Source organism: Streptomyces sp. NPDC051180, from assembly GCF_040689545.1.
GTDB lineage: Bacteria > Actinomycetota > Actinomycetes > Streptomycetales > Streptomycetaceae > Streptomyces.
Genome location: NZ_JBFBBC010000001.1, coordinates 146,417 through 157,748, shown reverse-complemented (window position 1 = coordinate 157,748; position 11,332 = coordinate 146,417). Strand labels below are relative to the sequence as shown.

Here is an 11,332-nt window from a genome sequence, read left to right as displayed (position 1 = left end):
TCCTGTCGGCGCCTTGCGCGCCTTGGGCCACCGAGGCCAGGGTCCTGTGCGGGATTCATGAGACAGCCGTGCCCACAGCTTCGGGAGGTTCCATGGACGAGCGGACACCGCGCACTCCGAGCCGCCGCAAGGTGCTCAGGACGACCGCGGCGGCTGCCGGGACGGGCATCGCCTTCACCGCCGCCGGAACGCAGGCGGCCGCCGCGCCCGCGGCTCCCGCGGCTCCCGAGACCCCCGCCGCACCCCGCCGCCGCGGCGCCACCATGGCGGGAGTGCCCTTCGAGGGCCGCTCCACGGTCCGCGTCGGCCTCGTCGGGCTCGGCAACCGGGGCAGCGCGATGATCGGCCTCTACCTCGCCCTCCCCTGGGTGCGGGTGGTCGCCGTCTGCGACCCGGTGCGCGAGAAGGCCGAGCGGGCCGCCGCGAAGGTGGTCGCCGCCGGACAGCCCGCACCGGCCGTCTACACCAAGAGCGAGACGGACTACGAGAACCTCTGCACCCGCACGGACGTCGACTTCGTCCACGTGGCCACCCCCTGGGACAGCCACTACGCGATCGCCCGGTCGGCGATGCTGAACGGCAAGCACGTCGGCGTGGAGTGTCCGGTCGCGATGCGGCTGGACGAACTGTGGTCCCTGGTCGACCTGTCGGAGGAGACCCGCAAGCACTGCATGCAGCTGGAGAACTGCTGCTACGGGCGGAACGAGATGCGGGTCCTGCGGATGGCGCACGCCGGCAAGTTCGGCGACCTGCTGCACGGCGCCGGCGCGTACAACCACGACCTGCGCAGCCTGATGTTCTCGCCGACGTACTACGAAGGGCCCTGGCGCCGGCTGTGGCACACCCGGCTGCGCGGTGACCTCTACCCCAACCACGGCTTCGGGCCGGTCGCCAACTACATGGACGTCAACCGCGGCGACCGGGCGGTGAGCATCAGCAGTTTCGGCACCCCGGCGCTCGGCCTCGCCGAGTACCGCCAGGAGCACATGCCGTCCGGCGACCCGAGCTGGAAGGAGACGTACGTCGAGAGCGACCGGACGATCAGCGTCGTCCAGACCGCCAAGGGCCGGGTGATCCGGCTCGAGCACGACGTCTCCACCCCGCACCCGTACAGCCGGATCAACAGCCTGGGCGGCACCCGGGGGGTCTTCGAGGACTACCCGGCCCGGATCTATCTGGAGCCGGACCACAAGGACGACCAGTGGGGCGACTTCTCGGCCTATGCCGACGCCTACGACCACTGGCTGTGGAAGGACCACGCCAACCCGCCCGGCGGTCACGGCGGCATGGACTACATCATGGTCTACCGGCTGATGCAGTGTCTCCAGCTGGGGCTCCCGCCGGACTTCGACGTCTACGACGCCGCCACCTGGACCGCCCCGGTGCCGCTGAGCCACGAGTCGATCAAGGCCAAGGGCGCGCCCCAGGAGATCCCCGACTTCACGCGCGGCGAGTGGACCAGGTCCCGCCCGGGCATGGACTCGGTCAAGCCGACCTGACGCGGGGCCGCCGGCACCGTTCCCTCCGGGGGTCCGGTGCCGGGCGGCGGCCCGTGTCAGCAGCGCCGCAGGTCGCGGGTGAGCGTGCCCTGGACGGTCGTCAGGGTCCGGTCGTGGCAGCCGCCGGAGCCGTACAGCCGGTAGCGCTCGGTCGTGGTGCCGACCGCGTGCCGCTGGTCGCGCGGGACGCCGGTCGTGTACGTGGCGTCGCCGGTGTAGCGGTCGTCGAGGTGAGACCAGGAGACGCGCCGGCCGTCGCGGAGGACCACGGTGTCGGCCCGGTCCCCGAGGGCGAGGACGGTCCGGAGCCGGTCGCCCGCGCCGACCGTCGTCTCGCCGTCCATCGTGTGGACGCGGTGGACCCGGATGGTGGAGCGGCCGGCGGTCACGGTCTCGTCGTCGGTCCAGCGCGCGGTGTACGCGTCCGGGTTCTCCCCCTCGCCCCAGCGGTGGACGGAGCCGTGGGCGACGGCCCGTTCGACGGTGGTCGAGACGCGGCCGTGGGAGGTGTTCAGGTGGCCGGCGACGGTCAGCCGGTGCGCGGCCTCGGTGTCGAGCCGGTGCGGCGTCGCGCCCTCGCCGTCGGCCGTGTGGACGGAGGTGTTGCGCGGGGCGCCCTCCTCGTGCCGGTCGAGGCCGCCGGTGACGACCCGGCTGCCCTCGTCCTGCCAGAGCAGCACGTTGGTGGGGGTGGACCAGCCCCCGAGGCCGGCGGGGACGCCGGCGACGGTGACGTCGACGCGGTGGGCGCGGCCGTCATTGAGAAGGGCGGCGAAGGGCGTGAGGTCGTAGACGATCGGCTGCACGTCGAAGGCGCGCGGGGCGGGGGTGACGTACCAGAGGAAGGGGTTGGACCAGCCGCCGGTCCAGACCGTGGGGAAGGGCGCCGCGATGCCCGCGAGCCGGCCGTCGACGGCGATGCGGACCTCGCGGTGCGGCCCCTCGCCGGCCGTGCAGGAGTAGGGGGCTCCGTCGGGGACGGAGAGGTACCAGTACTCCTCGCAGCCGCCGCCCGAGCCGGTGGCGTACACCTCGACGAGGACGCGTTCGGTGTTGCGGGGGACGGTGAGGACGGCGTCGGTGAGGGGGAGCACCCGGTCGGGCGTGCCGGCGGCGGGCTTGGCGCGGCCCTCGGCGGTGTGGAAGGTGAGGGTGACGCGGACGTCGAGGACGCCGGTGTAGGTCTCGTTCACGACATTGCCGATGAGCATCTCGACGGGCTGCGGGCGGCTGAGGGTGTCGCGGTAGCGGGTGACGTCCTTCTCGACGGACCAGGCGATGCCGTCGGGCGAGGGCTGGGGCGTGGAGGTGCGGAGGATCTCGACGCCGCCGACGGTGAGGTGGCCGAGCCGGTCGTACTGGCGGCCCTTCACGCTTCCTTCGAGGCGCAGGACGACCTTGTTCCAGCGGGTGCCGCACTCCTTCGGAGGGGTGTAACTCCCCTGGTAGGGCGTGAAGTCGCGGAACTGGGCGGCGGCGAGCGTGATCGTGCAGCTGCGGGTGCCGGGGGTGGCGACGGGCGGGGCGGCGGTGACCGGGTCGTGCCAGTCGGTGGTGAACTCGGCGGGGGGCGTCGGGCCGTTCGGACCGTCGGCGGCGGCCGGCTGGGCGGCGAGCAGTGCGCCGGCGGCCAGGATCAGACCGCTGATCATGCTCATGATCTTGAGTGATCTCATGGGCCGGAAGTGAAGCGCGGTCACCGCGGGACGGTCCAGAGGACGATGAGCGGACATGGCGCGATCTGTTCCCTCCTGGGGAAAATCGATTGCCGCCCTCCGGGGAAGGAAGCGAACCTTGCACGGTTTCCCCCACCCGCCCCGCCGTCGCACCCCCTCGGCGCGCGGTCCCCCAGACACACCCGGAGCCCCTGGGACGCCATGCAGATTCGCGATCTTCCCTACGCCGACCCAGGGGTCCCCGACGTCCGCTCGGGCACCCGGTTCCTCGTCTGGCTCGGCCGTCAGCAGCTCGGCGGACAGGTGAAGTCCCTCCTGTGGGGACTCCTGCACCACCTGGGCATCGCCGGCCTCCCGCTCGGCATCGGCCTCACCGTCCAGGCGGTCGTGGACCGCGACGGCGGGCGGCTCGCGCTCGCCGGCGGGCTGCTCGTGGCGCTCGGCGCCGCGATCGCGGCCGGCGACGTGATGCTCCACCGCACCGCCGTCACCAACTGGATCACGGCGGCGGCCCGGGTCCAGCAGCTCCTCTCCCGCAAGACCGCCGAGCTGGGCTCCGTCCTGACCCGGCGGGTCGCGGCGGGCGAGGTCGTGGCGGTCTCCACCGGCGACGTCGAGAAGATCGGCTGGTTCGTGGAGGCGCTCTCCCGGTTCGCCGCCGGAGCCGTCGCCCTGGTCGTCGTCTGCGTGGGCCTCCTCGTCTACCAGCCCGCCCTGGGCGTCCTCGTCGCCGTCGGCGTGCCCGTCCTGGCCCTCGCGGCGCTCCCCCTCCTCCCCCGCGCGACGCGCCGGGCGGACGTCCAGCGCGAGAAGGCCGGCAAGGCCACCGAGCTGGCCTCCGACACCGTCGCCGGACTCCGGGTCCTGCGCGGCATCGGCGGCGAGGACCTGTTCCTCGGCCGCTACCGCGCCGCCTCCCAGGAGGTCCGCAGGGCCGCCGTGCACAGCGCCCGGATGTGGGCCCTGATCGCCGCCATCCAGGTCGTGCTGCCCGGCGTCCTGCTGATCGCCGTGGTGGCGTACGGGACACGGCTGGCGCTCGACGGGCGGATCACGGTCGGCGAACTCGTCACGGTCTACAGCGCCGTGGCCCTCACCTACCACCCCTTGCGCAACTTCGAGGAGATCGCCATGGCGTACTCCTTCTCCCGCCCGTCCGCGAAACGGGCCGCCCGGGTCCTCGCCCTGGCCCGCACGACGACGGCCACCGCCGACGACGGCGGACGCGCGGCGACCGGCGACCTCTACGACCCGCTGACCGGGCTGCTCGCCCCGTCCGGCCGCTTCACCGCCGTCGTCTGCGGCGACCCCGACGTCGCCGGGCGGCTCGCGGACCGGCTCGGCGGCCACCCGACCGAGCCGGACGCCGGCCACACCTCGGTGCTCCTCGGCGGGACCCCGCTCGACGAGCTGCCCCTGGCGTCGGCGCGCACGGCCGTCCTCGTCCAGGACAAGGACCCGGTGCTGCTCTCCGGCACTCTGCGCGAGCTGCTCGACGTGCCGTCGTCGGGCGCGGTGGCGGGCGCGGAGGCGCTGGCCGCCGCGCAGTGCGACGACGTCCTCGACGCGCTGGCCCAGGCGTCCGTGGACACCGGCGGCGATCCGATGCGCGCCCGCATCACCGAGCGGGGCCGGTCGCTCTCCGGCGGCCAGCGCCAGCGGCTCGCCCTCGCCCGGTCCCTGGTCGCCGACCCGGAGGTCCTCGTCCTGGACGAGCCGACGTCGGCGGTCGACGCCCACACCGAGTCGCGCGTCGCGGCGGGCCTCAAGGAGCTGCGCAAGGCCAGGACCACCGTCGTCCTCGCCTCCTCGCCGCTCCTCCTCGACCGCGCCGACCGGGTCGTGCTGGTCCACGAGGGCCAGGCGGTCGCCGTCGGCACCCACCGCGAGCTGCTCGCCCGGGAGCCCCGCTACCGGGCGGTGGTCACCCGCGAGACCGACGAGGAACTCGCCACGGCCGCCGGCCGCGTCGGCGAACTCGAAGCACTGGAAGGGGAATCGGCATGATCGGCCTGGCGCCGCCGGAGTACGACCCGGCGGCCCCGACGACGGCGACGACACTGCCCGTCGCCGCCACCGCCACCGTCCGCGGCTACGTCCGGTCGCTCCTGCGCCGCCACCGCCGGGCGTTCGCCCTGCTCATCGGGGTGAACGCGGTCGCCGTGATCGCCTCGATGGCCGGCCCGTACCTGCTCGGCTCGGTCGTGGACGGCCTGGCGGACGGGGCCCGCGAGCTCCACGTGGAACGCACGGTCGCCCTGTTCGCGGGCGCGCTGCTCGTGCAGACCGCCTTCGTGCGGCTCGTGCGGCTGCGCGGGGCGATGCTCGGCGAGGAGATGCTCGCCGACCTGCGCGAGGACTTCCTCGTCCGCGCGGTCGGACTGCCGCCCGGCGTCCTCGAACGCGCGGGGACGGGCGACCTGCTCTCCCGCATCACCACGGACGTCGACCGGCTCTCCAACGCGATGCGCGAGGCCGTGCCCCAGCTGGCCATCGGCGTCGTGTGGGCGGGGCTGCTGCTGGGTGGCCTCGCCGTGACGGCGCCCCCGCTGGCGCTCGCCGCGCTGCTCGCCGCGCCCCTGCTGGTCGTCGGCTGCCGCTGGTACTTCAAGCGGGCGCCCGCCGCGTACCGCTCGGAGTCCGCGGGGTACGCGGCGGTCGCCGCCGCCCTGGCCGAGACCGTCGACGCGGGCCGCACGATCGAGGCGCACCGCCTGGGCGCGCGCCGGATCGCCCTGTCGGACCGGCGCATCTCGGAGTGGGTGGCCTGGGAGCGGTACACGCTCTTCCTCCGCTCGGTGCTCTTCCCCGTGGTGAACCTCACCCACACGACGGTGCTCCTCGCGGTGCTGCTGCTCGGCGGCGTGTTCGTGCTCCAGGGCTGGATCGACGTGGGCCAGCTGACGACGGGCGCCCTGCTGTCGCAGATGCTGGTGGACCCCATCGGCATCGTGCTGCGCTGGTACGACGAGCTCCAGGTCGCCCAGGTCTCCCTGGCCCGGCTGGTCGGCGTCCGGGACATCGAGCCGGAGGCGGGCGACCCCGACGTGCGGCCCGAGGGGCGGGCGGTCCGGGCCGACGACGTCCGGTTCGGCTACCGCGAGGGCGTCGACGTGCTGCACGAGGTGTCGCTGAAGGTGGCGCCCGGAACGCGGCTCGCGCTGGTCGGGCCGTCCGGAGCGGGCAAGTCCACGCTCGGCCGGCTCCTCGCCGGCATCTACGCCCCGAGGACCGGCGCCGTGACCCTGGGCGCCGCCGAACTGGCGCGGATGCCCGCCGAGCAGGTCCGCGAGCACGTCGCCCTGGTCAACCAGGAGCACCACGTCTTCGTCGGCTCCCTGCGCGACAACCTGCTGCTCGCCCGGACCGGTGCCGACGACACCGCCCTGTGGGCCGCCCTCACGGCGGTCGACGCGGACGGCTGGGCCCGCGCGCTCGACGAGGGCCTGGACACCGAGGTCGGCTCGGGCGGCCACGCGCTGACCCCCGCCCAGGCCCAGCAGATCGCGCTGGCCCGGCTCGTCCTGGCCGATCCCCACACCCTCGTCCTCGACGAGGCCACCTCGCTCCTCGACCCACGTGCGGCCCGGCACCTGGAGCGCTCCCTCGGCCGCGTCCTCGACGGCCGCACGGTCGTCGCCATCGCCCACCGGCTCCACACCGCGCACGACGCCGACCTCATCGCCGTCGTCGAGACCGGTCGCATCACCGAACTCGGCACGCACGACGAACTGGTCGCGGCCGAGGGCGCGTACGCGGCCCTGTGGAGGTCGTGGCACGGCTGACCCGGACACGGAAAGGGGCCCGCACCGGTGTACCGTGCGGGCCCCTTCCCGTGTCCCCGGGCCGAGGGCGCGTCCCGTCAGGCGCGGAGTGCGGCGAGCGCCGCACCACGGCGCGGCAGGTGCATCCAGCCCTCGACCGCGGCGGCGGCCCGCTCCTCGTCGGTCTCCGGCGGATCCGTGAGGCCCAGTGCGGCGGCGCGGGCGACGACCGCGGAGACGAGGGCGTCGAGGTCGTGGTCGCTGTCGACGCAGCGCTCCCGCACCCGTGCGGGCAGGGCGAACCCCAGGCCGGCTTCGAGCGCCCCGACGATCACCTCACGGGCGGGGCCCCCGTCCTTCCCCTTGTACGTCCCCGCCGGCGCGAGCCCCCACTGGAGCAGCGCGTAGGCGGGATAGACCTCGACGACCGGGCCGGAGCCGTCGCGGGGCAGGGCAGGGCCGCCGTCCGCGAGCCGCTCCATCAGCTCGGCGGCGCGGATGGCGACGACGCCCAGCCTGTCGGTCGAGACCGAGAGGGGCCGCTGCCTGCCCGCCCCGGTCCGCTTCCAGGCCACGTCGTCGGTGAGGCGGTGGGTGAACCTGTTGCCCAGGCCGGGCCTGCCGTCCTCCCGCGTCCCGTAGCCGTCCTTCGCGGGCAGCGCGGCGCCCGCCCGGTGCGCGGCGACGAGGGCGGCGAAGGCGAGGGGCCAGCCGAGCGGCGAGTCGAGTCCCGTCCGGTCCGCGGAACGCGCCGCGGCCAGCAGGTCCTCGTCGCTCCTGCCGGGGAGGAGTTCGACGGCGGGCTCATCGGACCAGGTCACGCGGCACACCCCGGTGGTGCCGGTGTGCCCGGCGAGATCGATCCCCACGGTCACCATGGCGCCGTCGCCCCGGGCCGTCTCCCGGTGGCCCGCGGTCTCGGCCCGACCCATGTTCCGGTCCTCCCTTCGCGCGGCTAGAAGAACCCGAGAGCCGACGCTCCGCCGACGCCGCCGAGGACCATGAAGGCCGGCATGAGGACCTTCAGCTCGACCCAGCTGCCGGCCCGGAAGCGCATGCCCTTCGGCGGGCCGATGGGGTACCAGCGCTTGCGGCCCACGGGGATGGGCCAGAGGATCGGGCAGCCGGAGACGGTGAGGGCGTCGCCGATGTCGTGGACGAGGGCGCCGAGGACGATCGGCAGGCCGAGCCAGAGGTACTCCTGGCCGGGGCCGGTGAAGAACCAGTCCGAGCCGTTTCCGGGCTTGTCGAGGACACCGGCGAGGATCCAGGCGCTGGTGGCGCCGAGCAGCCAGACGAGGACGTCGCTGGACATCCGGGCGGCCCGCCAGAGCAGGCCCTCCACCGCGAGGACGAGGTGGACGAAGAGGAGGGCGAGGACCGCCCACCGGCCTCCGGTGACGGCGGCGGCCGAGGCGCCGCCGCCGATGAGGACCGCCCACAGCCAGGTGTGGGTGAGCGTCCGGTGTCCGCCGGACCTGCGGGGGTCGGCGGTGGAGCGGGTGGCCTTGTAGACGGCGTACGACAGCTTGTCGACGATCTCGCAGAGGAGCCGGGAGACGGGACCGAAGGCGCGCGAGATGGTCGCGGACTTGTGGTCGAGGTCGGGGGCGAGGGCGGCGCCCGCGCAGATGAGCGCGCCGACGACGAGGACCGGCCAGGGCATCGGCTTGTCGAAGGCGGCCGCGGCCGCTCCCACACCCAGCCAGGCCGCCGCTCCGGACAGTGAGTGCGCGGGTCCCATCATGGTCGCTGCCGCCCCGTTTCTCGTGTGCCGGCGCTCAGTTGACGACCGGTCGACAGGCGAGCCTATCGTCCGTGATCAAGGAGGCCGACGGCCGGTTCCCTCATCCGAGCGGAATGCGGGCAAGATGGGGGCGTGACCCTTATCGATCAGCTGCCGCCGACCGCCGACCCCGATGCCCTCTTCGACGCCTTCTCCTCCTGGGCCGAGGACCGGGGCATCACGCTCTACCCGGCCCAGGAAGAGGCGCTGATCGAGGTCGTCTCCGGGGCCAACGTGATCCTGTCCACCCCCACCGGCTCCGGGAAGTCGCTGGTCGCGGCGGGGGCGCACTTCACCGCGCTCGCCAACGACCAGGTGACCTTCTACACCGCGCCGATCAAGGCGCTGGTGTCGGAGAAGTTCTTCGACCTGTGCAAGCTCTTCGGCACGGAGAACGTCGGCATGCTGACCGGCGACGCCTCCGTGAACGCGGACGCGCCGGTGATCTGCTGTACGGCGGAGGTGCTGGCCTCGATCGCGCTGCGGGACGGCAAGTACGCCGACATCGGCCAGGTCGTGATGGACGAGTTCCACTTCTACGCCGAGCAGGACCGCGGCTGGGCGTGGCAGATCCCGATCCTGGAGCTCCCCCAGGCGCAGTTCGTCCTGATGTCGGCGACGCTCGGCGACGTGTCGATGTTCGAGAAGGACCTGACCCGGCGCACGGGCAGGCCGACGTCGGTGGTCCGCTCGGCGACCCGTCCGGTGCCGCTGTCGTACGAGTACCGGCTCACCCCCATCACGGACACCCTGACGGAGTTGCTGGAGACCAGGCAGGCGCCCGTCTACATCGTGCACTTCACGCAGGCGCAGGCCGTGGAGCGCGCGCAGTCGCTCATGAGCATCAACATGTGCACGCGCGAGGAGAAGGACAAGATCGCCGAGCTGATCGGCAACTTCCGCTTCACCACCAAGTTCGGCCAGAACCTCTCGCGGTACGTGCGCCACGGCATCGGCGTGCACCACGCGGGCATGCTGCCGAAGTACCGGCGTCTGGTGGAGAAGCTGGCGCAGGCGGGCCTCCTGAAGGTGATCTGCGGGACGGACACCCTCGGCGTCGGCGTGAACGTGCCGATCCGCACGGTGCTCTTCACCGCGCTCACCAAGTACGACGGCAACCGCGTGCGCACCCTGCGCGCCCGTGAGTTCCACCAGATCGCCGGCCGGGCCGGGCGGGCCGGCTTCGACACGGCCGGTCTGGTCGTGGCGCAGGCACCCGAGCACGTCATCGAGAACGAGAAGGCGCTGGCGAAGGCCGGCGACGACCCGAAGAAGCGCCGCAAGGTCGTCCGCAAGAAGGCCCCCGAGGGCTTCGTCGCGTGGAGCGACACCACGTTCGACCGGCTGATCGACGCCGAGCCGGAGCCGCTGACCTCCCGCTTCAAGGTCACGAACATCATGCTGCTCTCGGTGATCGCGCGGCCGGGTAACGCCTTCGAGGCGATGCGCAAGCTCCTGGAGGACAACCACGAGCCGCGCAAGGCCCAGCTGCGCCACATCCGCCGGGCCATCGCGATCTACCGCTCGCTGCTCGACGGCGGTGTGGTGGAGCAGCTGGCCGAGCCGGACGCCGAGGGCCGCACGATCCGGCTGACGGTCGACCTCCAGCAGGACTTCGCGCTCAACCAGCCGCTGTCGACGTTCGCGCTGGCCGCCTTCGACCTGCTGGACCCCGAGTCGCCCTCGTACGCGCTGGACATGGTCTCCGTCGTGGAGTCGACGCTGGACGACCCGCGCCAGATCCTCGCGGCCATGCAGAACAAGGCGCGCGGCGAGGCCGTCGGGCAGATGAAGGCGGACGGCGTCGAGTACGAGGAGCGGATGGAGCGGCTCCAGGACATCTCGTACCCGAAGCCGCTGGAGGAGCTCCTCTGGCACGCCTACAACGTCTACCGGACGTCCCACCCGTGGGTCGGCGACCACCCGGTGTCGCCGAAGTCGGTCATCCGTGACATGTACGAACGCGCCCTGACCTTCACGGAGTTCACCTCCTGGTACGAACTGGCGCGGACCGAGGGCATCGTCCTCCGCTACCTCGCGAGCGCGTACAAGGCGCTCGACCACACCATCCCGGACGACCTGAAGACCGAGGACCTGGAGGACCTGATCGCCTGGCTGGGCGAGATGGTGCGCCAGGTCGACTCCTCGCTCCTCGACGAGTGGGAGCAGCTGGCCAACCCGGAGATCCAGACGGCCGAGGAGGCCCAGGAGAAGGCCGACCAGGTCAAGCCGGTCACGGCGAACGCCCGCGCGTTCCGCGTGCTGGTGCGCAACGCGATGTTCCGCCGGGTGGAGCTGGCCGCGCTCGACAACGTCGACGCGCTGGGCGAGATGGACGCCGAGGCGGGCTGGGACGCGGACGCGTGGGGCGAGGCGATGGACGCGTACTGGGACGAGTACGACGACCTCGGCACGGGCCCCGACGCGCGCGGCCCGAAGCTGCTCGCCATCGAGGAGGACGCGGCGCACGGGCTGTGGCGCGTCCGGCAGACCTTCGCCGACCCGAACGGCGACCATGACTGGGGCATCGGCGCGGAGGTGGATCTCGCGGCCTCCGACGAGGAGGGCCGCGCGGTCGTCCGCGTGACGTCCGTCGGACAGCTGTAG

General features: G+C 73.2%; 7 protein-coding genes. 4 read left to right on the top strand and 3 right to left on the bottom strand.

Translation table 11 applies throughout. From position 1 onward, the window contains the following. Window positions 1–92 precede the first annotated feature (92 nt). Entirely contained in the window at window positions 93–1,499 is a 1,407-nt protein-coding gene (locus AB0424_RS00790) for a Gfo/Idh/MocA family oxidoreductase (RefSeq protein WP_366301112.1), read from the top strand. Between the two features lie 56 nt (window positions 1,500–1,555). On the opposite strand, the gene AB0424_RS00785 is transcribed toward AB0424_RS00790, so the two are convergent. Continuing rightward, window positions 1,556–3,175 carry a peptide-N4-asparagine amidase gene (locus AB0424_RS00785; protein WP_366301111.1) on the bottom strand — a complete coding sequence of 540 codons (1,620 nt, stop codon included), beginning with the start codon at window positions 3,173–3,175 and terminating at the stop codon, window positions 1,556–1,558. A 201-nt stretch (window positions 3,176–3,376) separates the two neighbouring features. Here AB0424_RS00785 and AB0424_RS00780 point away from each other — a divergent pair, with 201 nt between their 5' ends. Together AB0424_RS00780 and AB0424_RS00775 are read left to right on the top strand one after the other, a co-directional pair. After that, entirely contained in the window at window positions 3,377–5,182 is a 1,806-nt protein-coding gene (locus tag AB0424_RS00780; protein WP_366301109.1) for an ABC transporter ATP-binding protein, read from the top strand. Further along, entirely contained in the window at window positions 5,179–6,960 is a 1,782-nt protein-coding gene (locus AB0424_RS00775) for an ABC transporter ATP-binding protein (protein WP_366301108.1), read from the top strand. Before AB0424_RS00780 ends, AB0424_RS00775 begins: the two co-directional genes overlap by 4 nt. Before the next feature lie 77 nt (window positions 6,961–7,037). On the opposite strand, the gene AB0424_RS00770 is transcribed toward AB0424_RS00775, so the two are convergent. Both AB0424_RS00770 and AB0424_RS00765 read right to left on the bottom strand, forming a co-directional pair. After that, a complete protein-coding gene (locus tag AB0424_RS00770) occupies window positions 7,038–7,871 on the bottom strand; it encodes a DUF429 domain-containing protein (RefSeq protein WP_366301106.1) in 834 nt (277 codons plus the stop codon). A 23-nt stretch (window positions 7,872–7,894) separates the two neighbouring features. Next, complete coding sequence (locus tag AB0424_RS00765) at window positions 7,895–8,686, bottom strand: metal-dependent hydrolase (RefSeq protein WP_366301105.1); 792 nt, start codon at window positions 8,684–8,686, stop codon at window positions 7,895–7,897. A 132-nt stretch (window positions 8,687–8,818) separates the two neighbouring features. Here AB0424_RS00765 and AB0424_RS00760 point away from each other — a divergent pair, with 132 nt between their 5' ends. Beyond that, complete coding sequence (locus AB0424_RS00760) at window positions 8,819–11,332, top strand: DUF3516 domain-containing protein (protein WP_366301104.1); 2,514 nt, start codon at window positions 8,819–8,821, stop codon at window positions 11,330–11,332.

Coding starts and splice junctions, on each gene's coding strand:
- AB0424_RS00790 (WP_366301112.1), top strand. CDS start 93: ATGGACGAGCGGACACCGCGCACTCCGAGCCGCCGCAAGGTGCTCAGG.
- AB0424_RS00785 (WP_366301111.1), bottom strand. CDS start 3,175: ATGAGATCACTCAAGATCATGAGCATGATCAGCGGTCTGATCCTGGCC.
- AB0424_RS00780 (WP_366301109.1), top strand. CDS start 3,377: ATGCAGATTCGCGATCTTCCCTACGCCGACCCAGGGGTCCCCGACGTC.
- AB0424_RS00775 (WP_366301108.1), top strand. CDS start 5,179: ATGATCGGCCTGGCGCCGCCGGAGTACGACCCGGCGGCCCCGACGACG.
- AB0424_RS00770 (WP_366301106.1), bottom strand. CDS start 7,871: ATGGGTCGGGCCGAGACCGCGGGCCACCGGGAGACGGCCCGGGGCGAC.
- AB0424_RS00765 (WP_366301105.1), bottom strand. CDS start 8,686: ATGATGGGACCCGCGCACTCACTGTCCGGAGCGGCGGCCTGGCTGGGT.